The organism is Pseudomonas sp. PA-1-3F (genome assembly GCF_021609665.1).
Taxonomy (GTDB): domain Bacteria; phylum Pseudomonadota; class Gammaproteobacteria; order Pseudomonadales; family Pseudomonadaceae; genus Aquipseudomonas; species Aquipseudomonas paracarnis.
This window is the reverse complement of record NZ_WJZD01000015.1, coordinates 50,420-72,861: the sequence shown is the minus strand read 5'-3', so window position 1 is coordinate 72,861 and position 22,442 is coordinate 50,420. Positions and strand designations below refer to the sequence as shown.

Sequence of the window (22,442 nt, the reverse complement as noted above, 5' to 3'; positions counted from 1 at the left end):
ATCAGATGCTCTGGCGCAACCGGGCCAGGTCGCGCAGCGGCGGCGCACCAAACAACCGGCTGTACTCCCGGCTGAACTGGGACGGGCTTTCATACCCCACCCGATAGCCCGCCGCCGAGGCCTCCAGCCCTTCGGCAATCATCAGCCGCCGGGCTTCCTGCAAGCGCAGTTGCTTCTGGTATTGCAGCGGGCTCATGGCCGTGATCGCTTTGAAGCGATGGTGCAGGGTCGAGACGCTCAGGTTCACTTCTTTGGCCAGGTCGTCAATACGCAGCGGCTGTTCGTAGTTACCGTTCAACCAGGTGATCGCCTGGCTCACCCGATGGCTCTGGCTGTTAGCCACAGCGATTTCATACAGGCGATAACCCTGCGGGCCACGCAGCAAGCGGTAGAGAATTTCACGGTTGATCAAGGGCGCGAGCATCGCGATGTCTTTAGGGGTGTCCAGCAAGCGGGTCAGGCGCAGCACCGCGTCGAGCAGTGCGTGATCGATGCGGTCGACGTACATGCCTCGCGAGGTCGGGCGCGAGGGCACGCCCATCGGCCCGGCCTCTGCGATCAGCGCTGTGAGCTGCGCCGGGTCGATATTGATACGCACCGAGAGGTTCGGGTCCTCGGCGGTGGCGTCGATAATGCGGCCGGCTACCGGCATCGCCACCGAGAACACCAAGTAGTTGAGCGGGTCGTAGGCAAAGATCTCGTCGGCCAGGCGCACTTCCTTACTGCCACTGGCGAGGATGCACAGCGCGGGTTCCACCAGCACCGGCATGAAATCCCGCGGCGCGTTGTGGCGGTTCAGGTACAGCGAGGTGATCGCCGTGCCGTAGGAGCCGTCCTCCCAGGTATGGCGGTGCACGATACTGGCCAGCTCGGCGCGTTGTTTCTCCATCTCGGCATCGAGGGGAATGGACTTGGATTCGGGCGACGGCATGGGGCGTCCTCTACACGCTGCTTTGATGGGCTCAGCTTAGCGGCGGCTTTTCAAAAAGTGTTACGTCGATTCTGCAGCATCCTTGCCTGATCCTGCGAGATAGCGTGAATCAGGCAAGTGCGCAGCCTGTCATCAGCCTGAAACATGAGGCCTGGGCCTGGAATAAATCCTGGGGCCGAACGTCCTTCCTACGCTTCTCGCAGGATTGTGCAATAAGCCTGCAGGAATTGACTAACCGCGCCCACCCCCGCGCCGTTATCTTTGATCCTGTGGCAACACGCCCTCATTGTGCTTGCCGAGCATCACTTCTCAACGGGAGAGTCGAACATGTCCACCCCCATTCCCGCGAGCCATATGGCCTTTATCCGCGCCCGTAGCGGGTGCAGCACCGAACTCGGTGCACGCTTGAGCAGTTTGATCGAACCAGGTCGCCAGGCCCAGGGTTGCCTGCAATTCTCGTTGCAGCACTCCCAGGTCGATCCCGATGTCTGGCTGGTGTCCGGGTTCTGGAGCAGCGAGCAGGCCATGAGCGCCTACTTCAACTCTCCGGCCCTGATGATCTTCACCGAGCTTCTGAACGACATGGTCGTGCGCAGCATGGACTTCCAGACCTTCACCGACGCATCGGCGGCACAGGCCTACGGCGAGTACCTGCAACTGGCCGGTTAACGGTTAGAATGGCCGACTTTCCATTGGCCAGGACCTGCAACATGGCACGTAAACAATTTGCCCACCACGAAGCCGTTTCCGCCGTAGTACCGGGCGAAGGTGGCTACAGCGCCGCCGTCGCCGTCAAGGCACTGGATGGCATGGGCGCACCCAGGTTTCACAAGATCCTTGATGGGCAGACGTTCAAGACAGCGTCCGATGCCGATGATGCGGCGACGTTGCAACTCGAGCATCTGGTCGATGTGGATGCAGAAGGCCAACTGACCTGGGCGACTGCTGAACGCTGAGGCAGCACACCTAACCAATGTGGTAGCTGGTTTGCCTGCGATAGCGGTGTATCAGTCACTCTTGGGTTAACTGACCCACCGCTATCGCAGGCAAGCCAGCTCCCACAGTTTTTATTGCATTGCAGTCAGGGTTTGGTGGCGCCTGGTCTGTGCATTTTGAACAGGGCCTCAGGCCCCAGCTGGAAATAATCCGCCGGGCCACCCCCGCGCAAAATCGGCTCGGCGGCAGCAGTGTCGTAGATCCCATCCTTGAGCAACCATTTGGCGATGTGCACCGCAACCACCTCGCCCAGCACCAGCCAGCTTGGCACCAACTGTTGGTCGGCACGTTGCAGTTGGATGATCTGCGTCACCTTGCACTCGAAGGACACCGGGCTCTCGCCCACCCGTGGTACGCCAACGATTTTCGAAGCCACGGGCGTCAGCCCGGAGAGTTCGAATTCATTTACCTCGGGCGATACGGCCGCGCAGCTTTGGTTCATCTGCTCGGCCAGCGGGCGGGTGGCCAGGTTCCAGACGAATTCTCCAGTCTGTTCGATATTGTTCAGGCTGTCTTTACGCCCGACACTGGAAAACCCAATGATCGGCGGAATGTAGTTGAACGCGTTGAAGAAGCTGTAGGGCGCCAGGTTCAGGCGGCCTTCGCGATCGTGCGAGGAGATCCAGCCAATCGGGCGTGGGCCGACGATCGCATTGAACGGGTCATGGGGCAGGCCGTGGCCGTTGGCGGGTTCGTAATAGTGGATGTCGTCAGGCATGGCCGGGGTTCCTGCTACGCGGTTTGGGAGGCGGTCATAGTGCAATTCATGGCGGTGAATTTCCATCGTGCCCATGGATTTTTCATACATCTGCCACCTATTTTTCACAGTTTCCCCTTCAGTCTGCGCCCAAGGTCAATACCCCCTATAAGACTGAGCCTTGGAGCTATCCACTGCATGAACAAACTTCCTCAGATCACCCTGGCGTTCTGGGTCATGAAAATCTGCGCAACTACCTTGGGCGAAACTGCCGGGGACTTGCTGTCGATGACCTTGAATGTTGGCTACGCCATCAGCTCCATGATCCTCATCAGCGTGTTCCTGGTGACCCTGGTGACGCAACTCTGGTCGAAAACCTACAACCCGGTGCTGTACTGGATCGTGATTTTGTCTACCAGCACGGCGGGTACCACAATGTCCGACTTCATGGACCGCACGCTGGGGCTGGGCTACGCCACCGGGTCGATGATCCTGATCGTGATCCTGATGATTATCTTTGCATTGTGGCACCTCAGTGGTGACTCGCTGAACGTGAACAAGGTGCAGACCTTCCGAGGGGAGCTGTTTTACTGGATGGCGATCCTGTTCTCCAACACCTTGGGCACCGCATTGGGCGATTTCCTCGCGGACGATTCGGGGCTGGGCTTCGCCGGTGGCGCATTGTTGATCGGCTCAACCATCGCCGCGGTGGTGGTACTCAAGTACTTCACCCGCATCTCGTCGGTATTGTTGTTCTGGGTGGCGTTTGTACTGACACGGCCGTTTGGCGCGACCTTGGGGGATTTCCTGACCAAACCCCATGAAAAAGGCGGCTTGGATTTCGGCACCATCGGTTCATCCGCGGTATTGGCTGCGGTGCTGGTGGTGATGATTGCTGGCGCGTCGTATGCGCAGCGGCGCTATGGGCGCAATGAGGCCGCAGAGTTGTCCTAAGGCTAAATAAATGAGGGAGCGGGCTTGCTGTGGCGAGGGAGCTTGCTCCCGTTCGACAGCGTAGCTGGAGCTTTTTGGGGGCGCTTCGCACCCCCAGCGCAAGCAAGCTTGCTCGCCACAGCAAGCCCGCTCCCACATTTTTTAGTCGGTGGTGATGCGTGAGTGTTTACGCGTGTCTTTCATGGTCACGTACACCATCAACGACACGGCGATACACGCGGTCACGTACCAGTAGTAGCCAGTTTCCATACCGATGCTCTTGAACCACAGCGCGATGTATTCAGCGGTACCGCCGAAGATCGACACGGTCAGGGCATACGGCAGGCCCACGCCCAGTGCGCGGATTTCGGTCGGGAACAGCTCGGCCTTCACCACGGCGTTGATAGAGGTGTAGCCGCTGACGATGATCAGCGCCGCCATGATCAGGAAGAACGCGCCCCACCAGCTCTGGATGGTGTGCAGGGTGGTGAGGATCGGCACGGTGAACAGGGTGCCAAGCACGCCGAAGGCGATCAGGATCGGGCGGCGGCCGATTTTATCCGACAGCCCGCCGATGATCGGTTGCAGGCACATGAACAGAAACAGCGTCGCCGCCGAGATGGTGGTGGAGTCGGAGATGCTCATGCCGACCGTGTTCACCAGGTATTTCTGCATGTAGGTGGTGTAGGTGTAGAACGCCAGGGTGCCGCCCATGGTCAGGCCGACCACGGTCATCAGTTCCTTGGGATGGCGCATCAAGGTGCGCATTGCGCTTTCCTTGGCTTTTTCTTTCTTGGTGAACGACTCGGTTTCTTCCATGCCGCGACGCAGGTACAGCGCGACCACTGCGCACAAGGCACCGATGGCGAACGGGATACGCCAGCCCCAGGCATACAACTGCTCGGTGGTGAGCACCTGTTGCAGCACGATCAGCACCGCCAGCGCGATGAGCTGGCCGGAGATCAGGGTCACGTATTGGAAGCTGGAGTAGAAACCGCGGCGTTCCTTGGTGGCCATCTCACTCAGGTAAGTGGCAGAGGTACCGTATTCGCCGCCGACCGACAGGCCCTGCAGCAGGCGGGCAAACACCAGCAGGATCGGCGCACCGATACCAATGATTTCATAGCCGGGGCTCAGGGCAATCAGCAGCGAGCCGAAGCACATCAGGTACACCGAGGCCATCAAGGCTTTTTTACGCCCCACTTTGTCGGCGTACAGGCCCATCAGCCAGCCACCGATCGGGCGCATCAGGAAGCCCACGGCGAAGATCGCGGCGGTGTTGAGCAGTTGGGCAGTGGTGTCGCCTTTGGGGAAGAAGGCTTTGGCGAAGTACAGCGAGAAGGCGGCGTAGACGTACCAGTCGTACCATTCGACCATGTTGCCGACCGATCCGCTGAAGATCGACTTGATGCGGCTGGAGGTGGTGCGCTCCTGCGCTTTGACGGCCATCGATCCCAGAGGCACGGTGTTGGAGTTATCCATTGAAGGATCCTTCATCTAGTTGTTTTTATGGAGCGGCGCGTGCGCAGCCTGTTGGGGCTATAGCAGGAGCTGTGCCAGGTAGAGGAAGGCCCGGAATAGAAGGGTTGCGGGATTTTATTGAGCGGAAATTCGCTGATGGTTTTGGGGTGATGAGCGGAAATCCGCTTATGGCTGCAGTGATCGTTCCCACGCTCTGCGTGGTAACGCCTGTGGTGACGCTCCGCGTCGCGCCTTTAAAAAGCGACGCAGAGCGTCTTAGGCTGCGTTGCCACGCGGAGCGTGGGAACGATCAGAAGCGGGATCAGAGAAACATCTCCCTTACCAACCCATGCCGCTGCATCTTCTCATTGAAGGTACGACGCGGCAGTTGCAACTCGGCCAGCACCGCCTTGATATCGCCCTTGTGACGCGTCAATGCGGCCTTCAGGCAGTGTGCCTCGAACGCTTCCTGCTGCGCCGCCAACGACTGCCCGGCCTCGATCCCTTGCGGTTCCGGCTCGTCCAGCCCCAACACCTGGCGCTCGGCGACGTTGGCCAGTTCGCGCACATTGCCCGGCCAGTCATGGCTGAGCAGGCGCCCCAACTGTGGCCCACTCAAGGGCTCGACCTGGCGGCCCAGACGCTCGGCAGCGCTTTGCGCAAAATGCGCGTACAGCAGCGGAATATCTTCGCGACGTTCACGCAATGGCGCCAGGCGCAGTTGTGCGACATTGAGCCGATAGGCCAGGTCTTCGCGAAAGCGCCCGGCACGGGCTTCTTCCAGCAGGTCGGGCTTGGTGGCAGCGATGATGCGCAGGTCCACATGGATACTCTGGTTGGAGCCCAGCCGCTCCAGCTTCTGCTCTTGCAACACGCGCAGCAATTTCACCTGTTGGGCCAGGGGCATGCTTTCGATTTCATCCAGGAACAAGGTGCCGCCGTGGGCATATTCCAGTTTGCCGATACGTTTGCCCTGGGCGCCGGTAAAGGCGCCGCTTTCATGTCCGAACAGTTCGGCTTCGAACAACTGCTCGGGGATTGCCGCGCAGTTGAGTGCCACGAACGGCTTCTTGGCGCGTGGGCCGAAGTCGTGCAGGCAGCGGGCGACCAACTCCTTGCCGCTGCCGGTCTCACCCCGGATCAGCACATTGACCGGCAAACTCGCCAGGTCCAGCACTTGGCGGCGCAAGCTTTGAAGGCCCTTGGACACACCCAGCAGGCTGGACTCCAACTGCACGCGATGATCGGCCTGTTGATGCAGACGGCGGTTTTCCAGGATCAGGCCACGCTTGTCCAACGCCCGGCGCAGGCTGTTGAGCAAGGCGTCGGGGCTGAAGGGTTTTTCCAGGAAGTCGTAGGCGCCGTCGCGCATGGCTTCGACGGCCATTGGCACGTCACCATGGCCGGTGAGTAAAATCACCGGCAAATCGGCATCGCGGCGCTGCACCTCGGCCAACAGTTCAAGGCCGCTGAGCCCCGGCATGCGCACGTCGCTCAGAATCACCCCGGCAAAGTCCTTGGGCAGTTGCGCCAGGCATTCTTCGGCGCGGCTGAACAACTGCACGTCAAACCCCGACAGGCTCAGCCATTGCTCGACGGCCGTGCGAATACTGGCTTCGTCATCGACCACAATCACCGCGTTCAACATAGGTCTGGCGTCTCCAGGGCGATAGGCAGGGTCAAGGTGAAAATTGCGCCATCGCCACGGTTGGCGGCACTCAGGCGTCCGCCCAGTTCATGCACGATAGCGTAGGACACCGCGAGCCCCAAGCCGAGCCCGTCGCCCACCGGTTTGGTGGTGAAAAACGGGTCGAATACGCTGCTCAAATGTTCCTCGGCAATCCCGCCGCCACTGTCGCAGAGGCTCAACTGCCATAGTTGCTGATCGGCGTGCAGGCGGATTTCCAGGCGCTTGCGCGGTTTATCGGCCATGGCGTCGAGGGCGTTGCGCAGCAGGTTGATCAGCACTTGTTCCAGGCGGATCGCGTCGCCACGTACCCAGGCCGGGCGAGTGAGGTCCAGCACCACGCCGATGGCTTCGTCACGCAGGCGCGCGTCGAGCAGGTGCAAGGATTGGTCGACCACCGTCGCCAGGTCCAGCTTTTCGCGCAGACCGCTGGGGCTCTTGCGCGCGAACGTCTTGAGGTGGCCGGTGAGCGCGGCCATACGCGTGAGCATGTCATCCAATGGCGTGAGAGCCCTGTAGGCATCGTCCACGCGACCATGGTCGAGCAACAGCCGCAGCGTCGCCAGTTGCATGCGCTGGGCGGTCAGCGGCTGGTTGATTTCATGGGCGAGGGCGGCCGACATCTGTCCCAATGCCGCCAGCTTGGCCGACTGCACCAGGCCATCCTGGGCGGTGCGCAGCGCCTGGGTGCGTTCTTCGACCAATTGCTCCAGTTCTTCACGGCTGCGCTGGCGCAAGCGGGCCAGGCGCCAGCGCTGGCTGAGGAACAGCCCCAAGAACACCAATGCCAGCCACGAACCCGCAGCGGCAAGGCTCGCGTTACGTTGGTCTTCAAAGGCAAACTGGGGTTTGCGCAACAGGTGCAAGGTCCAGCCTTCGCGCTTGAGCGGCAGCGACTCCCAGATGTAATTGGCGTTGCCGTCGGGGCCGTTGACGCGGATCAAGTGGCTGTTTTCGTCAAAGCGTTGCAGGGGCTGGGTGTCCAGCGGCTGCAGTTGCTTCTTGTCGTATTGGCGGGTGGCCTTGAGTTCAGCCAGGTCATTTTCGGACAACGGCCGCAGGTTGCGATAACGCCAGCCCGGCTGGTTGGCGATAAACACGATGCCCCGCGCATCGCTGACCAACAGCAGGTCATTGCCCTGGGCCCATTCGCGCTCCAGTTCCGGGAACTCCAGCTTGACCACCATGGCACCGAGGAACTGCTCGTGCTCATCCACGACCGCGCTGGAAAGAAAATAACCCGGAATACCCGTGGTCACGCCCACTGCATAAAAGCGCCCGGTACCCTGGCTCAAGGTCTGGCTGAAATACGGCCTGAACGCGTAATTGTGGCCGACATAACTGCTGGGCAGGTTCCAGTTGCTGGCGGCCACGGCCAGGCCGGTGCGGTCCATCAGTTCCAGGGTCGAAGACTGCGCAGCGCCGTTGATGCGCTCCAGCTTGCGGTTGAGCCGGTCTTGCGTGGCGGCGTCCAGCGGGCCCTTCAAGGCGCTGATCATCTCCGAATCCAGCGCCAGTACGGCGGGCAGGGCACGGTAGCGTTCGATCAGGGTGTGCAGCGAGTTGGCATACAGCGCGAGCTGCTGATTGGCACGGGCGGCGTCGTCCACCAGGGCCTGGCGTTCGGCATGGCGCGTGGCCAAGGCGGCAGCCAGCACCGCACCGGCGATGATCAACAGAGAATAGAAGGTCAGGCGCAGGGGGCGAGGGATCACGATCATACGATGATGAACAGGCACGGTAAGGGGCGAGCACCATAGCATGGGCAGCTCATATCTTGTGACCAAGGAGCTTGTGTGGGAGCTAGCCCCCTTGCTCCCGGCAGAAAAAAAGGCGACTGGGCCATGGGGCCGCAGTCGCCTTTATTCTTTTGGATGAGGTGCTTACTGCACTTCTACCGCCAGGCTGTCACTGATCTTTTTCTGCCAGATGGCAGGACCGGTGATGTGGACGGACTCACCTTTGCTGTCCACTGCAACGGTGACCGGCATGTCTTTCACGTCGAACTCGTAGATGGCTTCCATACCCAGTTCGGCGAAGGCAACCACGCGCGACTTCTTGATGGCCTGGGCCACCAGGTAAGCGGCGCCGCCCACGGCCATCAGGTACACGGCCTTATGGTCCTTGATCGCTTCGATGGCGGTCGGGCCGCGCTCGGATTTGCCGATCATGCCCAGCAGGCCGGTTTGCTCCAGGATCTGGCGGGTGAACTTGTCCATCCGCGTCGCAGTGGTCGGGCCCGCTGGGCCAACCACTTCTTCGCGCACCGGATCAACCGGGCCGACGTAGTAGATAAAGCGGCCCTTGAGGTCCACCGGCAAGGTTTCGCCCTTGTTCAGCATCTCGACCATGCGCTTGTGCGCCGCATCGCGACCGGTAAGCATCTTGCCGTTGAGCAGGACGGTTTCGCCCGGCTTCCAGCTCTGCACTTCTTCCGGGGTCAGGGTGTCGAGGTTGACGCGGCGAGCCGATGGGCCGGCTTCCCAGACGATTTCCGGGTAGGCGTCCAACGGTGGCGCTTCCAGCGACGCCGGGCCCGAGCCGTCCAGCACGAAGTGCGCGTGACGGGTGGCGGCGCAGTTGGGGATCATGCACACCGGCAGGGACGCGGCGTGGGTCGGGTAGTCCATGATCTTCACGTCGAGCACGGTGGTCAGGCCACCCAGGCCCTGGGCGCCGATGCCCAGTTGGTTGACCTTCTCGAACAACTCCAGGCGCATTTCTTCGATACGGTTCTGCGGGCCGCGCTTTTTCAGCTCGTGGATGTCGATGGACTCCATCAACACTTCCTTGGCCATTACCGCGGCTTTCTCGGCGGTACCGCCGATGCCGATGCCGAGCATGCCCGGTGGGCACCAGCCGGCGCCCATGGTCGGAACAGTCTTGAGCACCCAGTCGACGATCGAGTCGGACGGGTTGAGCATGGCCATTTTCGACTTGTTCTCGGAGCCGCCACCCTTGGCCGCCACGTCCACTTCCACGGTGTTGCCCGGGACGATGGAGTAGTGGATGACCGCGGGGGTGTTGTCCTTGGTGTTCTTGCGGGCGCCTGCCGGGTCGGCGAGGATCGAGGCGCGCAGGACGTTTTCTGGCAGGTTGTAGGCGCGACGCACGCCTTCGTTGATCATGTCGTCCAGGCCCATGGTGGCGCCGTCCCAACGCACGTCCATACCCACGCGCACGAACACGGTGACGATACCGGTGTCCTGGCAGATCGGGCGATGGCCGGTGGCGCACATGCGCGAGTTGATCAGGATCTGGGCGATGGAGTCACGGGCTGCCGGCGATTCTTCGCGCAGGTAGGCTTCGTGCATGGCCTGGATGAAATCAACGGGGTGGTAGTAGGAAATGAATTGCAGGGCGTCGGCAACGCTCTGAATCAGGTCGTCTTGCTTGATCACGGTCATGAGTCGCGCTCCTCTATAAGGGAACATTCAATAAAGATGGCGCCAGTGTTGCATCGGTCGGCTGAAGCCATCTTTCCAAGGCACGCCAGAATGGTGCAGGCGCGACGCTAAAAAGGCGCGGCAGTATAACCCGGCACGGTGGCCGATACACCCGACTATGGTCAAACTGTCGCAGGCATGATTCCCTGTGCGCGCTCCTTATGATTGAGTCTTTATATGCCTGAACTGTACGTCGGCGAACGCCACTGGTCTGTATCCCTCGGCAGCAACCTGCTGGATGCCTTGAATCAGGCCGGCGTGGCCGTGCCCTTCAGTTGCAGGGCCGGCAGTTGCCATGCGTGCCTGGTGCGTTGCGAGGGTGAGGTTGACGACCAGCAGCCCGAAGCCTTGAGCCCGACGCAGCGCCAGCAAGGTTGGCGCCTGGCGTGCCAGTGCCGGGTCAGTGCGGACCTGAAGGTCGAAGCGTTTGACCCTCAGCGCGATGGCCTGCCCGCCCAGGTGGTGGGCGCCGATTGGCTGAGTTCGACGGTACTGCGCCTGCGCCTGCAACCGGAACGTGCCCTGCGGTACAACGCCGGGCAGCATCTGGTGCTGTGGGCGGGACAGGTGGCGCGCCCCTATTCTCTGGCGGGCTTGCCCCAGGAAGAGCCGTACCTGGAGTTTCATATCGAGTGTCGCCAACCCGGTGCATTCAGCGATGCGGCGCGACAGTTGAAGGTCGGTGATCCTTTGCGCCTGGGCGAACTGCGGGGGGGAGCGCTGCACTACGACCCTGACTGGCAATCGCGGCCGTTGTGGCTGCTGGCTTCCGGTACTGGCCTGGGGCCCTTGTGGGGTGTGTTGCGCGAGGCGCTGCGCCAGGATCACCAGGGCGACATTCGCGTGATTCACCTGGCCCATGAGGCCGAAGGTCATTATCTGGCTGAACCCCTGGCAGCCCTTGCCGCCCGGCATGGGAACCTGACCGTGGAGCTATGGACCGCGGCGCAGTTGCAGCCGGCGTTGGCGCAACTGCGGCTGGTTTCCCGGCACACCCTGGCCTTGCTTTGCGGGCACCCTGCCAGCGTCGAGGCCTTTTCCAAGCGCTTGTTCCTGGCGGGGCTGCCGCGTAATCAATTGCTGGCGGATGTGTTTCTATCCCGCCCTTTCACTTTATGAAAAGCCTGCTCAAGTCGGTATCGGAGTTTATCGCCGGGTGCTGATGACGCCATCGCAGGCAAGCCAGCTCCCACAGTAGACCGAGTTGTCTGACTATTGTGGGAGCTGGCTTGCCTGCGATGAGGCGCTGAAACTCAACACAGTGGCCTGCACTGAAATGCAAAAAGCCCCGCCATTCACATGGCGGGGCTTTTGTTTTTCAGCCTGTCACTCAGACCTGCGGGTCGCCCACATGCAGGATCTTCATGCCATTGGTGCCACCGGTGGTGTGGTAGCTGTCGCCCTTGGTCAGGATGACCCAGTCGCCTTTCTCCACGACGCCGCGTTTAACCAGCTCGTCGATCGCCTTCTGGCTGACTTCGTTCGGTGCCAGCGACGCCGGGTCGAACGGGATGGTGTACACGCCACGGAACATGGCCGCGCGGGCCTGGGCTTCGCGGTGTGGGGTGAACGCGTAGATAGGCACCGAGGAGCGGATGCGCGACATGATCAACGGCGTGTAGCCACTTTCGGTCAAGGCGATGATGGCCTTGACACCCGGGAAGTGGTTGGCGGTGTACATGGCAGCCAGGGCGATGCTCTGGTCGCAGCTTTCGAAGACTTTGCCGATGCGATGGCTGGAGGTCTTGCTGGTCGGGTGCTTTTCGGCACCGACGCAGATACGCGCCATGGCCTGTACGGCCTCCAGCGGGTAAGGGCCGGCGGCACTTTCAGCCGAGAGCATCACGGCGTCGGTGTAGTCGAGTACGGCGTTGGCCACGTCGGACACTTCGGCACGGGTCGGCATCGGGTTCTGGATCATCGACTCCATCATCTGGGTCGCAACGATCACCGCTTTGTTGTGACGGCGTGCGTGCAGGATGATCTTCTTCTGGATACCGATCAGCTCGGCGTCACCGATTTCAACGCCCAGGTCGCCACGGGCAACCATCACGGCATCGGAGGCCTTGATCAGGCCGTCGAGGGTTTCATCATCGGCCACGGCTTCAGCACGTTCGATCTTCGCTACCAGCCAGGCGGTACCGCCGGCTTCGTCGCGCAGCTTACGGGCGTATTCCATGTCGGCGGCGTCGCGCGGGAAGGACACGGCGAGGTAGTCCACTTCCATTTCGGCGGCAAGCTTGATGTCGGCCTTGTCTTTTTCAGTCAGGGCCGGCGCCGTCAGGCCACCACCGCGACGGTTGATGCCTTTGTGGTCGGACAGCGGGCCGCCGATGATCACGGTGCAGTTCAGTTCGGTCGGCGTGGCAGTGTCAACGCGCATCACCACACGGCCGTCGTCCAGCAGCAGTTCGTCACCGACGCCGCAGTCCTTGACCAGGTCCGGGTAGTCGATGCCCACCACGTCCTGGGTGCCTTCGGTCAGCGGGTGGCTGGTGGAGAAGGTGAACTTGTCACCGATCTTAAGCTCGATCCGCTTGTTGGTGAATTTGGCGATACGGATTTTCGGGCCTTGCAGGTCGCCCAAGAGTGCAACGAAGCGGCCATGCTTGGCGGCGAGGTCACGCACCAGCTTGGCGCGAGCCTTGTGCTCGTCCGGGGTGCCGTGGGAGAAGTTCAGACGGGCGACGTCCAAACCAGCCAGAATCAGCTGTTCGAGGACTTCCGGCGAGTTACTGGCCGGGCCAAGGGTGGCGACGATTTTGGTACGACGGACGGACATGCACGGACTCCTGAGTTCAAGCGCTGGGGAAGGCTACTATGCTCTTTCGTTGTAGTCATTGTTCGTTTGCACTACTTATCGACGATTGGCTTGTTTTGGCTGCGGTTGAATGGGCAAACACCTTGAAGATTTTCGACCAGGGGTCGATACACTGCACAAGACAGGAGAACCCCATGCGAATTTTGCTCGTTGCTGCCCTGGCCGTCAGTGTTGTCGGCTGTACCCGCTGGTCGATGGACCACCATTTGAACAACGCTTACCGCGCCTATGGGGTCGGTGATTGCCAGCGTGTCACCCTGGAGTTGTCCCAGGTCGATCGCGAGAGCCGAACTCGCCGCTACGTGCAACCGGAGGTTTCGATGTTGCGCGGGCAGTGCCTGGAACGCCAGAAACTGTTTGTCGATGCCGCACAGACCTATCAGTTCATCATCGGCCACTACCCGTCGAGCGAGTACGCCTATCGAGCCCGGGCGCGGCTCGATACCTTGCAGCAACTGGGGCATCTGCCGGCTGCAGGCCTGGCAAAACCAAGGCCTGCGTCGTTGTAAGGGTATTTGTCGCTTCATGGCTGGCCTGTTGCCAGTCTTGCGCTAATCTTTGAATGTCTGTTTGTGCAGTTTCCCATTCGAACGGATGCAAGGCCCGGATTCGGCAGCTGTTTGGTGACAAGCGGTACCTTTTGTCACACCGAGATCCAGGGAGAGCGAGCGATTGCTTGTTCCGAATCACTGGCACGGCCAGATTTTTGGCTAATGGATGGCGACTTCACCATGTTTACCGAACGAAGGATCGAGCGGCATCAACTGCCGTATTTTTTGCAGGTGTTCAATCGTATTACCGATAAGCCAATCGGCTATCTTGGAAATGTGTCTGAAAACGGTCTGATGCTGATCAGCTCGTTACCGATGATGACCGAGGTGGATTTCGAGCTACGCTTGAAAGTGCCGGTGGCGCAAGGCGAGTTCAAGGCAATTGACCTCACGGCAACCTGCTTGTGGAGCCATGAAGATGTTACCCCGCAGCATTACGACTCGGGGTTCAGCGTGCTTGAGGCGCCCGAAGAGTACCGGCACCTGATCAACGCGCTGTTGCAGTACTTCAGCTTTTATCCTTTGCAGGCCTCTGTCTGAATTATGCGTGGGGTCGTGGCCGTTTCCTGGCCATGCCCCTGCGCAGTCATCCTCAGAATACCCCGGCCTTTTTCCACTCCAGATAGCGCGTGACCAGCCCGGCACCCAGCGCCGATGGCAAGGTATCGAGCACAGACAGCCCATGGGCACTCAAGCGATCATGACGTTGGTTGCGGGTGTTGAGGTAATCGATCGTGCCGCTGTAAGCCAGCGCTTCGGGCAATGTCTGCACAGGCGCCTGGCGTAGTTGGTCGAGGACCTCTTCCCTCAGGCTGGCCACCAGTACCCGGTGATGCCTGCCGATACGCTGGACGGCAGCCATCAGTGCTTCATCCTCCTCATCCCGCAGGTTGGTGACGATGATCACCAGCGCCCGGCGTTTTTGACGTGCCAACAACTGGCTGGCGGCCGCCTGATAGTCGGCGGTTTTTCGCGTGGTCTGCAGGTCATAGACCGCATTGAGCAACAGGTTCAATTGGCCACTGCCCTTGACCGGCTTCAGGTAGCGCGGCTGGTCGCTGGCAAACGTGCACAGCCCTACGGCATCGCCCTGTCTCAAGGCAACGTAGCTCAGCAGCAGGCAGGCATTGAGCGCGTGGTCAAAATGGGACAGTTCATCATCCTGGCTGCGCATGTGCTGGCCGCAATCGAGCATGAACACGATTTGCTGGTCGCGTTCGTCCTGGTATTCCCGGGCAATGGGCGTTCGTTGGCGGGCGGTGGCTTTCCAGTCGATCTGGCGCAGGCTGTCACCTTCACGAAACTCCCGCAGTTGATGAAACTCCAGGCCTAATCCTCGCCGCTGATGTTGGCGCACGCCCAGTTGGCTGAGCCAGTTATCCACACCCCGCAACTGCGCACCGTATAAACGTGCGAAATCCGGGTAAACACGAGTGGCATCGTGAGTCTCGACCCAGCGTCGTGCCGACCACAGCCCCAATGGGCTGGGCAGCAGCAGTTCGCAGCGACTGAAATGGAAGTGCCCGCGCCGCAAGGGGCGCACGCGATAGCCCAGCTCGGCACGCTCACCGGGGCGTAGTTGAATGGATTGAGGCAGGTTCTCCACAGCCAGGCCATCGGGCACGTGATCGAACACCTGCACGGTCAGAGGTTGCGGGTAGTCGTGCTCCAGGCACAGGCGTATTTCTTCCCAGCGCCCCAGCGCCAGGCTACCAGGCAATGTTCTGTACACGCGGGCCGAAGGGCGGCGACGCAAGCGTGCAGCATCCAGCATCGCCAGCAGCAACAGGGCCAGCAGCAGGCCCCAGGCTACCGAATGAAAGGTGGCGGGCACTTTGAACTGCAACGCTGCCGAGGCGCCCAACAAGATGTTCAAACCGAGCAGAACGCCCAGCCAGGTCAGCAGCAGACGAGTCGGTTTCATGGCCGCGTCATTGCCTTGGTGCTGCAATCTGGTCGAGTAACTGCTGGAGCACCTGGTCGACTTCCAAGCCGTCGATGTCCAGTTCTGGTGCGATGCGTACCCGGTGACGCAGTACCGCCAGGGCGCAGCCCTTGATGTCATCGGGGGTGACGAATTCGCCACCGCGCAACAGCGCACGGGCACGTGCCCCGCGTACCAGGGCGATGGAGGCCCTGGGGCCGGCACCGATGGCCAGCCCCGGCCAACTGCGCGTGGCACGGGCCAGGCGCACGGCGTAGTCGAGCACCTGCTCATCGAGTGGCAGGTCACTGGCAATTTGCTGCATCGTTACTACGTCCGCGGCTTGCAGCACCGTACGCAACGGCTGTACCTCCAGCATGTCGGCCTTGGACGAGCGCGTCACTTCGCGGACCATATCCAGCTCTTGTAGAGCATCTGGGTAGTCCATTCGCACCTTGAGCATGAACCGGTCCAGCTCGGCCTCGGGCAGTGGGTAGGTGCCTTCCTGTTCGATGGGGTTCTGGGTCGCCATCACCATGAAGGGCTGGCCGATGGGCAACGCCTCGCCCTCCAGGGTCACTTGACGTTCCTGCATGGCTTCCAGCAGCGCTGCCTGGGTCTTGGCGGGGGCACGGTTGATCTCATCGGCCAGCAACAGGTGGGTGAATATCGGCCCCTTGCGCAGTTTGAACTGTTCGGTCTGCAGGTCGTAAACGGCGTGGCCGGTGACATCGCTGGGCATCAGGTCCGGGGTGAACTGGATACGGGCGAAATCACCGCCAAAGCAGCGGGCCAGGGCTCGTACCAGCAAGGTCTTGCCCAGGCCTGGCACGCCTTCCAGCAATACGTGGCCGCCTGCGATCAGGGCGGTGAGCACGTCGTCAATCACAAGGTCCTGGCCAATCACGGCCTTGCGCAATTCCACGCGCAGCGCCTGCGCCTGCTGGCTGGCATGCTGAAGGTTTTCGGCGGTCAGGGTGGTGGCCAGTCGAGAGTCGCTCATAAGGCATTCCTGAGGGTTTGCAGGTGCGCCACCTGTCGGCTGAAGTCGGCGCTGGAGAGCCGCTTCAGCGCAACGGGCTCAAGCGCCTGGCTGATGATGTGAGGGGGTTGTCGCGTAAGGTGTTCCAGCACCTGGCGTTGCTCTGACGCATCGAGGTGTTCGAACCCTGGATGGCGTCGCCGGGCTGCGCGCAGAATGTCGTGTCGCAAGGCTTGCAACAACGTGCCCTGGCCGCTGCGGCGCAATAGGAAGTCCGCGCTGGCCTTCAAGTGTTCCTGCAACTGGCGACGTGCCTTGGGAGCCGGTGCCTGGATCGGGCCTTGGCGCATGCCTGCCTGCCACAGCCCCAGAGCAAGCAGCGCAACCAGGGCGACGAGGGCCTGGGGGAAATAACGGAGCAATAGAGTAAACAGATCGTCTGTGTCGCTGTTGAACAGCAGGGTGACGTCAGTGCCCTGGTTCAGGTACCACAGCAACCAGGCGTTATCATGTTTGCCGATATTGGCGGTTTTCCACAGGTCGCTGTCGGTGATCACCGTTACGTGGCCTTGCCCAAGGTCAAGTTGCATCAGGTGGCTGGACTTGGCGCTGTTGGCGGAAAACTGCGCCAAGTGCTTGGGGTCGGTGAGGTTGAAGTCGGTGTCAAAACTGAAGTACGCCGGGGCGGTTTCGTTGTCGACATAGAGCTTGGTCAGGTCCGGCTTGGTTTTTTTACGCGGTGGCGCGGGTTCGTCGAAGGTGTCGCTCAGGGCTTGGCGGATTGTGAGGCGATCAAGCAGCAGGTCACCGCTTGTGCCGGATTCCTCATCCCATAATGCCTCGGCGACCAGTAGCAGGTGGCCACCGGCTTTTGCCCAGCCCAGTAGTTGTTCGACCTGGCGCGGGGTCATGTTGCTGCGCTCCCCCAGCAGCAACAGGCTATGGCCTTTGGCAGGCAGGTCGGCGAGTCGTTCAAGGCCATTGGCGTGCGCCACCACCACGCCTTGCTGGCGCAGAAAGTGCTCGGCGGCCAGGTAAGGGTTGGCGCGTGCTTCTGGCGACGGGCCGCGGTCAACCACTTCGTCGTAGGGAATTGCCTTGTGCCAGGCATATAAGCCGCCCGCACCCAGCAGGCACGCCAACAACAGCGCTGTCCACAATAGCGCGCGATTCATTGGCTCGCTCCTTCACTGAAAAGAGCACGCCAGTCGCTGCACAGTTTTTGTTGGGCTGAAGAGGGCGGCAGACGGTGACCATAGGCCAGGTTTTGCCAGTGGCGCGTCAGTTCGTCGCTGAACGCCAGTAATTGCGGTTGTTGCAAACGATGAACGCGCTCCAGCACCTGCCCCTCGGTATCGGCGCTTGTCAGTGGCAGGTCGAACTCGTGCAACAGCCGGCTGAGCAACCCGCGATACAGCAGGCCAAGGGCTTCCCGGGGCTGGGTGGGCCATAGTTGTTCGGCGGTACTGGCGATGTCTTCGGGCAATGTCTCGGCGCCCAGCTCCAAGCCGAACAACTGAGCGGGAACGGGCGAGGGGGCGGTAGTGCGAGTGGGTCCGAGGCGGCTGACGAACGTGAGCAACCATTCACGGTAACGCCAGAACACCAAGGCCAGGCCGCCAATCACAAGGCTCCAGAGCAGTATTTCCAAGGTTTTGGCGACGTATTTGAAGGTGTCGCTGTTAAGGTTGTCGAGCAGTGCCTGGAGCCAGCCGGGTAATTTGCCGTCGCCCTTGGCCTTGTTTTCAACCGGCGCTTTTTCTTCGCCAAACCGATAGCGTGTGACGGTTTCCGGGTTCTTGAAAGGTGGCTTTTCCAGCAATGCCTGGATGGATTGGCTGGCGGTCTGGGTACTAAGTGGCTTATGGGCTGTGGTTTCATCTGCCATGGTCGGTGGGCTGATTTGTAGCAGTGCCAGACCAACGACCAGCAACAGCAGCGGTGCAACGTTGTTCAGGCGCTGGCGCAGGCGACGGAATACCAGTTCCAGGTCCCAGGCCTCCAGCACCGTGCGGCGGTTGAGGTACAGGCTGAAGCCACAGGCGACGTAGATGGGTTCCCAGAACACCAGGACCAGGGCATAGAAGGCATTGCTCAGGTGCTCAAGCCAAAGCACGTCCGAGCCTGATGCCAATACCAGTCGTTGCCAGTCCCAGTCCAGTTCAACCTGTTGCGGGATGAAGAGATAGAACAGGGCCATGCCGCCAAACCACAGACCGATTTCCAGGTGTACGCCGATCGTCGTCAGCCAGCGTGCGGCGCCAGCGTTACGTTGCAGCAACACCCCAAGGCGTCGTTGACGTGCGTCACCGTCCAGGCCTTCCAGTTGGCTGACGGGCAGGGTGAAGCTGCGACTCATGCTCAGCCGCCGCCAGGTCAGGCTGGCGAACAGTTGCCCTTTGAGCAACTGCGGCCAATGGCGAACGGCCTGTTTGAGGCTGGGGGGCTCAGCAAACAGGGCCTGGGAAAGAATGTACAGCGGCAAGCGGTCGAAGGCCGGCTTGAGCCACCAGAACAGGAACATGACCAGAGACGGGTAACTCCAGAGCAGCACCGTCAACAGGCTGAATATCGGAAGGCTCACCAGCGCCCAACTGTTCATCAGCAAGAAACGGTGTTCCCGGGCCATCAGCACACCCAAGTCCATGGCTTCCCAGGAAGTGCGCGGGCGAATGACTACGCTGGCGTCAGTCAGGCGCATGGCGACTCCGCCCGGCCAGGGTCAGGTAAGCGGCCACCAGCAGCCAGAGGGCGGCGCCTACCGCGTACTTGATCCAGGGCTCAATGCGAGTGGTTGAGGACCAGTAGGCTTCGATAAAGGCGGCGATCAACAGGAACACCATGACACCACAGAGCATCCTTACGCTTTTGCGCGCGGCCAGGCGCAGGGCTTCGCTGCGCGCCAAGCGCCCGGGGGCGACCAGTGACCAGCCCAGTTGCAAGCCTGCGGCACCGGCCAGTGTGATGGCGCTCAACTCGAATGCGCCGTGACCAATGACAAACGACCAGAAGGTCTGGCCATAGCCAATGTCGGTAAGGTGCCCGGAGACCGCACCTATGACCAAACCGTTGAAAATCAGGAAGAACACACTGCCCAGGCCAAACAACAGGCCGGCGGCAAAGGTCTGGAAGGCGATGCCGATGTTGTGCATCACGTAATAGCCAAACATCATCCAGTCTTCGCTGGCGGCACGCTCGGCAGCGCGGCCCAGGCGGTTGGCATCGGGGTTGTACATGCCCTGCATCTCGGCCACCTGCTGGGGGCTGATGATGCTGTAGACCAGGTCGGGGAACAGGTACACCAGCAGGGCGATCCCCGCCAGGCTGCCGAAGAACAGCAGGCCGGCGATCAGCACGAAGCGCCATTGTTCGCGTACCAGGCGTGGGAAGTCGGCGAGAAGAAACGCCAGTATGTTTGCCGTCAGTTGGCTGCGATGACGATACAGTTGTTGATGGCCGCGCAATGCCAGCTGTTGCAACGGATCGACCAGGTAACTGCTGTAGCCGCGCTGCTGAGCCAGGGCCAGATGTTGGCACAGGCGTCGATATTGATGCGGGAAGTCGGCGACATCGGCGGCCTTGGCTTTACCTTGCTCCAGTTGCTTCAACTGCTCGGCGAAGGTTTGCCATTGATGCTGGTGGCGGCTTTCAAAAAGGCTTTGCTTCATGTCGGCCCCAACAAGCCACGCGCTACACCGTTGAGTTGCTCCACGGCACGCGGTGCAGGCACCTGCAGGGGCCCTTCGAGGATGGCGGCCAGTTCATGCACCCGTTCGGCCGAGAGTTCCGCCTGGCGTTCGGCGAAACCGAGGATGGCCCGCTGTTCGCTCAGCTCCAGTGCGAAGGGTAGGCGCAGGGCGGGTGCTTGAGGGATGCTCGGGCGTACCAGCGGCAGATCGCGGTAGACCACCAGCGTGCCTGCCGCCAGGTCGCCGAGCCGCTTGAAGTGCGGATGCTGCAGGCAACTGATCGCGCCGAGGAAATAACCGAAGGGCAGCATGTCGACAAAACGCAGCAGGTTGCGGATCAATGATGCCGACCAGCCAATGGGCGTGCCGTCATCCTGTACCACGCGCAGGCCCATGACCTGCTTGCCCGGCGAGCAGCCGTGGTTGAGCACTTCGAACAACACCATGTACCACCAGCTCACCACGAACAGCAGCAGCGAACCCAGCCCGATCCCCACATTGCCGAGCAGCGCCAGCGGCACTAGCAGGATCCCCATGATGATCCCTCGCGCGCCCAGGTCGAATGCAAAGGCCAATGCCCGAGAGGGCAGGCCAGCAGGACGCAGGGGCAGGTCGATGCCCTCCGGCGTTTCTATCTGATAGTGGGTATCCAAAGGCGTTGATGGCATTGCGATCCTTGGCAGTGCGAGGCGACTTGAGAGACACGGATGCTAGCAGTGTCAACGGTGGAAGCAACCATTCGAGGGTTTTCTGGATATTTATACAGTCAGGTATCGCTGGCTCCCAACGCCTTGCAGCGCCTAGACTTTGTCGATCTTCAGCACAGGAATAGCCCGTGACCTCGATTTTCTGGTACGACTATGAAACCACTGGCATCAACCCGCGCAATGATCGCCCGCTCCAGGTAGCCGGGATCCGCACCGACCTTGAGCTCAATGAGATCGGTGCGCCGATCAATCTTTATTGCCAGCCCAGCGACGATATCCTGCCTCACCCGGCAGCGTGCGCGATCACGGGCATCACGCCGGGTGTCCTCGCCGAGAAGGGCCTTGCCGAAGCCGATTTCATGACTCGGGTGCACGCCGAACTGGCCGCGCCAGGTACCTGCGGCGCCGGCTACAACACCCTGCGATTCGACGATGAAATGACGCGCTACAGTCTGTACCGCAATTTTTTCGACCCGTATGCGCGCGAGTGGCAGGGCGGCAACAGCCGGTGGGACTTGATCGATGTGATGCGCACTGCCTACGCCCTGCGGCCGGAGGGGATCAACTGGCCCGAGCAGGACGGGCGTGTGACCCTCAAGCTCGAACGCTTGACCGAGGCCAACGGCATCGACCATGGCCAGGCCCATGATGCGTTGTCGGATGTGCGTGCAACCATCGCCCTGGCGCGGTTGGTCCGGGAGAAACAACCGAAGTTGTATGAATGGTTGTTTCAATTGCGCAGCAAGCAGCGGGTCATGGATCAGGTGCGGTTGCTGCAACCGATGGTGCATATCTCGGGGCGTTTTTCCGCCGAGCGCCATTATCTGGGCGTGGTCTTGCCCCTGGCGTGGCACCCGCGCAATCGCAATGCCTTGATCGTCTGTGACCTGGGGCTCGATCCACAAGGGCTGTTGGACCTGGATGCGACGACGCTGCGTCAGCGTCTTTACACGCGCCGCGATGAGCTAGCCGAAGGTGAACTGCCGGTTCCGCTCAAGTTGCTGCATATCAACCGCTGCCCGGTGGTTGCGCCGTTGAAGGTGCTGCGCCCTCAAGACCTCGAGCGCCTTCAATTGGATAAGGAAGCTTGCCTCGCGCGGGCGCTGCGGCTAACTGACGCACAGGAAGTTTGGCGGGACAAGTTAGCGGCCATTTATGCCGAGGAAGACTTTGCGTCAAACTCGGACCCGGAGCAGCAGCTCTACGAGGGTTTTATTGGTGACCGTGACCGCCGTTTATGTGAGCAAGTTCGCATGGCAGAGCCCGCGCAATTAGCCCGTCAGCAGTGGCCGTTCGATGATCATCGTTTGCCGGAATTATTATTTCGCTACCGGGCGCGTAACTTTCCTGAAACCTTGAACAATGAGGAGCAACAACGCTGGAAACTTTTCTGTCAGCAACGTTTGTCGGATGCACAGTGGGGGGCGCCGAATACCCTCTTGGCATTTAAGCAGGCGCGTGAGGAGTTGGCGGTTAGTGCTACATCGTTTCAGTGCCAGGTACTGGCGCAATGGCAGGGCTATGTGGATTCCTTAGCGGCGCGCCTGAATCTGTAGGCGCATAACTACAGAATATTCAGACAATAAAAAACGCCAGCAAGCTGGCGTTTTTCATGTG

At 60.9% G+C, this 22,442-nt stretch carries 20 protein-coding genes; 7 read left to right on the top strand and 13 right to left on the bottom strand.

The genetic code is table 11. The annotated features are described in order from the left end of the window. Position 1: 1 nt before the first annotated feature. Positions 2-931, bottom strand: a complete 930-nt coding sequence (locus tag GIV26_RS12890) for an AraC family transcriptional regulator (RefSeq protein WP_034128611.1) — start codon at positions 929-931, stop codon at positions 2-4. 327 nt (positions 932-1,258) lie between these two features. On the opposite strand from GIV26_RS12890, the gene GIV26_RS12885 reads away from it, so the two are divergent. Both GIV26_RS12885 and GIV26_RS12880 read left to right on the top strand, forming a co-directional pair. Further along, positions 1,259-1,600 (top strand): antibiotic biosynthesis monooxygenase family protein, encoded by a 342-nt coding sequence (locus GIV26_RS12885; protein WP_003193915.1) that lies wholly within the window; start codon positions 1,259-1,261, stop codon positions 1,598-1,600. Between the two features lie 41 nt (positions 1,601-1,641). Continuing rightward, the gene (locus GIV26_RS12880; protein ID WP_019817340.1) at positions 1,642-1,887 is read left to right on the top strand and encodes a hypothetical protein; all 246 of its coding nucleotides are present in this window, start codon (positions 1,642-1,644) and stop codon (positions 1,885-1,887) included. A gap of 125 nt (positions 1,888-2,012) precedes the next feature. Here the strand turns inward: GIV26_RS12880 and GIV26_RS12875 are convergent, their stop codons facing one another. After that, on the bottom strand, positions 2,013-2,645 hold the full coding sequence (locus GIV26_RS12875; RefSeq protein ID WP_054897657.1) for a flavin reductase family protein: 633 nt from the start codon (positions 2,643-2,645) through the stop codon (positions 2,013-2,015). A gap of 177 nt (positions 2,646-2,822) precedes the next feature. On the opposite strand from GIV26_RS12875, the gene GIV26_RS12870 reads away from it, so the two are divergent. Next, positions 2,823-3,578, top strand: a complete 756-nt coding sequence (locus GIV26_RS12870; protein ID WP_019817341.1) for a COG4705 family protein — start codon at positions 2,823-2,825, stop codon at positions 3,576-3,578. Between the two features lie 141 nt (positions 3,579-3,719). On the opposite strand, the gene GIV26_RS12865 is transcribed toward GIV26_RS12870, so the two are convergent. From GIV26_RS12865 to GIV26_RS12850, 4 genes are all read right to left on the bottom strand, one after another. Then, positions 3,720-5,039 (bottom strand): MFS transporter, encoded by a 1,320-nt coding sequence (locus tag GIV26_RS12865; protein WP_105228248.1) that lies wholly within the window; start codon positions 5,037-5,039, stop codon positions 3,720-3,722. 301 nt (positions 5,040-5,340) lie between these two features. Then, on the bottom strand, positions 5,341-6,666 hold the full coding sequence (locus tag GIV26_RS12860) for a sigma-54-dependent transcriptional regulator (protein WP_236280918.1): 1,326 nt from the start codon (positions 6,664-6,666) through the stop codon (positions 5,341-5,343). Further along, positions 6,660-8,426, bottom strand: a complete 1,767-nt coding sequence (locus GIV26_RS12855) for an ATP-binding protein (RefSeq protein WP_236280915.1) — start codon at positions 8,424-8,426, stop codon at positions 6,660-6,662. Before GIV26_RS12855 ends, GIV26_RS12860 begins: the two co-directional genes overlap by 7 nt. Positions 8,427-8,588: 162 nt before the next feature. Next, the gene (locus GIV26_RS12850; protein ID WP_003193907.1) at positions 8,589-10,112 is read right to left on the bottom strand and encodes a fumarate hydratase; all 1,524 of its coding nucleotides are present in this window, start codon (positions 10,110-10,112) and stop codon (positions 8,589-8,591) included. Positions 10,113-10,328: 216 nt separating this feature from the next. On the opposite strand from GIV26_RS12850, the gene GIV26_RS12845 reads away from it, so the two are divergent. Beyond that, a complete protein-coding gene (locus GIV26_RS12845; protein ID WP_054918389.1) occupies positions 10,329-11,270 on the top strand; it encodes an iron-sulfur-binding ferredoxin reductase in 942 nt (313 codons plus the stop codon). Positions 11,271-11,481: 211 nt separating this feature from the next. Here GIV26_RS12845 and pyk read toward each other — a convergent pair whose 3' ends face one another. Continuing rightward, positions 11,482-12,933, bottom strand: a complete 1,452-nt coding sequence (pyk, locus tag GIV26_RS12840) for a pyruvate kinase (RefSeq protein WP_003193904.1) — start codon at positions 12,931-12,933, stop codon at positions 11,482-11,484. Between the two features lie 173 nt (positions 12,934-13,106). On the opposite strand from pyk, the gene GIV26_RS12835 reads away from it, so the two are divergent. Beyond that, positions 13,107-13,481, top strand: a complete 375-nt coding sequence (locus GIV26_RS12835; RefSeq protein ID WP_003193903.1) for a tetratricopeptide repeat protein — start codon at positions 13,107-13,109, stop codon at positions 13,479-13,481. 222 nt (positions 13,482-13,703) lie between these two features. Then, positions 13,704-14,063, top strand: a complete 360-nt coding sequence (locus GIV26_RS12830) for a PilZ domain-containing protein (RefSeq protein WP_019821226.1) — start codon at positions 13,704-13,706, stop codon at positions 14,061-14,063. Between the two features lie 52 nt (positions 14,064-14,115). Here the strand turns inward: GIV26_RS12830 and GIV26_RS12825 are convergent, their stop codons facing one another. Genes GIV26_RS12825 through GIV26_RS12800 form a run of 6 tightly spaced genes read right to left on the bottom strand, consistent with a single transcriptional unit; the run spans position 14,116 to position 20,786 of the window. Next, on the bottom strand, positions 14,116-15,447 hold the full coding sequence (locus tag GIV26_RS12825) for a DUF58 domain-containing protein (RefSeq protein WP_057975095.1): 1,332 nt from the start codon (positions 15,445-15,447) through the stop codon (positions 14,116-14,118). A 7-nt stretch (positions 15,448-15,454) separates the two neighbouring features. Beyond that, the gene (locus tag GIV26_RS12820) at positions 15,455-16,450 is read right to left on the bottom strand and encodes an AAA family ATPase (RefSeq protein ID WP_236280912.1); all 996 of its coding nucleotides are present in this window, start codon (positions 16,448-16,450) and stop codon (positions 15,455-15,457) included. Then, positions 16,447-17,604 (bottom strand): DUF4350 domain-containing protein, encoded by a 1,158-nt coding sequence (locus GIV26_RS12815; RefSeq protein ID WP_236280910.1) that lies wholly within the window; start codon positions 17,602-17,604, stop codon positions 16,447-16,449. The genes GIV26_RS12820 and GIV26_RS12815 overlap by 4 nt, the downstream gene beginning before the upstream one ends. Further along, positions 17,601-19,130 (bottom strand): DUF4129 domain-containing protein, encoded by a 1,530-nt coding sequence (locus tag GIV26_RS12810; protein WP_236280907.1) that lies wholly within the window; start codon positions 19,128-19,130, stop codon positions 17,601-17,603. The genes GIV26_RS12815 and GIV26_RS12810 overlap by 4 nt, the downstream gene beginning before the upstream one ends. Then, a complete protein-coding gene (locus GIV26_RS12805; protein WP_186527679.1) occupies positions 19,117-20,097 on the bottom strand; it encodes a stage II sporulation protein M in 981 nt (326 codons plus the stop codon). The genes GIV26_RS12810 and GIV26_RS12805 overlap by 14 nt, the downstream gene beginning before the upstream one ends. Beyond that, on the bottom strand, positions 20,094-20,786 hold the full coding sequence (locus GIV26_RS12800) for an RDD family protein (RefSeq protein ID WP_236280904.1): 693 nt from the start codon (positions 20,784-20,786) through the stop codon (positions 20,094-20,096). The genes GIV26_RS12805 and GIV26_RS12800 overlap by 4 nt, the downstream gene beginning before the upstream one ends. Positions 20,787-20,953: 167 nt before the next feature. Between GIV26_RS12800 and sbcB the strand changes: the two genes are divergently transcribed. After that, entirely contained in the window at positions 20,954-22,381 is a 1,428-nt protein-coding gene (gene sbcB, locus GIV26_RS12795) for an exodeoxyribonuclease I (protein ID WP_236280902.1), read from the top strand. Positions 22,382-22,442: the final 61 nt, after the last annotated feature.

Coding starts and splice junctions, on each gene's coding strand:
- GIV26_RS12890 (WP_034128611.1), bottom strand. CDS start 931: ATGCCGTCGCCCGAATCCAAGTCCATTCCCCTCGATGCCGAGATGGAG.
- GIV26_RS12885 (WP_003193915.1), top strand. CDS start 1,259: ATGTCCACCCCCATTCCCGCGAGCCATATGGCCTTTATCCGCGCCCGT.
- GIV26_RS12880 (WP_019817340.1), top strand. CDS start 1,642: ATGGCACGTAAACAATTTGCCCACCACGAAGCCGTTTCCGCCGTAGTA.
- GIV26_RS12875 (WP_054897657.1), bottom strand. CDS start 2,645: ATGCCTGACGACATCCACTATTACGAACCCGCCAACGGCCACGGCCTG.
- GIV26_RS12870 (WP_019817341.1), top strand. CDS start 2,823: ATGAACAAACTTCCTCAGATCACCCTGGCGTTCTGGGTCATGAAAATC.
- GIV26_RS12865 (WP_105228248.1), bottom strand. CDS start 5,039: ATGGATAACTCCAACACCGTGCCTCTGGGATCGATGGCCGTCAAAGCG.
- GIV26_RS12860 (WP_236280918.1), bottom strand. CDS start 6,666: ATGTTGAACGCGGTGATTGTGGTCGATGACGAAGCCAGTATTCGCACG.
- GIV26_RS12855 (WP_236280915.1), bottom strand. CDS start 8,426: ATGATCGTGATCCCTCGCCCCCTGCGCCTGACCTTCTATTCTCTGTTG.
- GIV26_RS12850 (WP_003193907.1), bottom strand. CDS start 10,112: ATGACCGTGATCAAGCAAGACGACCTGATTCAGAGCGTTGCCGACGCC.
- GIV26_RS12845 (WP_054918389.1), top strand. CDS start 10,329: ATGCCTGAACTGTACGTCGGCGAACGCCACTGGTCTGTATCCCTCGGC.
- pyk (WP_003193904.1), bottom strand. CDS start 12,933: ATGTCCGTCCGTCGTACCAAAATCGTCGCCACCCTTGGCCCGGCCAGT.
- GIV26_RS12835 (WP_003193903.1), top strand. CDS start 13,107: ATGCGAATTTTGCTCGTTGCTGCCCTGGCCGTCAGTGTTGTCGGCTGT.
- GIV26_RS12830 (WP_019821226.1), top strand. CDS start 13,704: ATGTTTACCGAACGAAGGATCGAGCGGCATCAACTGCCGTATTTTTTG.
- GIV26_RS12825 (WP_057975095.1), bottom strand. CDS start 15,447: ATGAAACCGACTCGTCTGCTGCTGACCTGGCTGGGCGTTCTGCTCGGT.
- GIV26_RS12820 (WP_236280912.1), bottom strand. CDS start 16,450: ATGAGCGACTCTCGACTGGCCACCACCCTGACCGCCGAAAACCTTCAG.
- GIV26_RS12815 (WP_236280910.1), bottom strand. CDS start 17,604: ATGAATCGCGCGCTATTGTGGACAGCGCTGTTGTTGGCGTGCCTGCTG.
- GIV26_RS12810 (WP_236280907.1), bottom strand. CDS start 19,130: ATGCGCCTGACTGACGCCAGCGTAGTCATTCGCCCGCGCACTTCCTGG.
- GIV26_RS12805 (WP_186527679.1), bottom strand. CDS start 20,097: ATGAAGCAAAGCCTTTTTGAAAGCCGCCACCAGCATCAATGGCAAACC.
- GIV26_RS12800 (WP_236280904.1), bottom strand. CDS start 20,786: ATGCCATCAACGCCTTTGGATACCCACTATCAGATAGAAACGCCGGAG.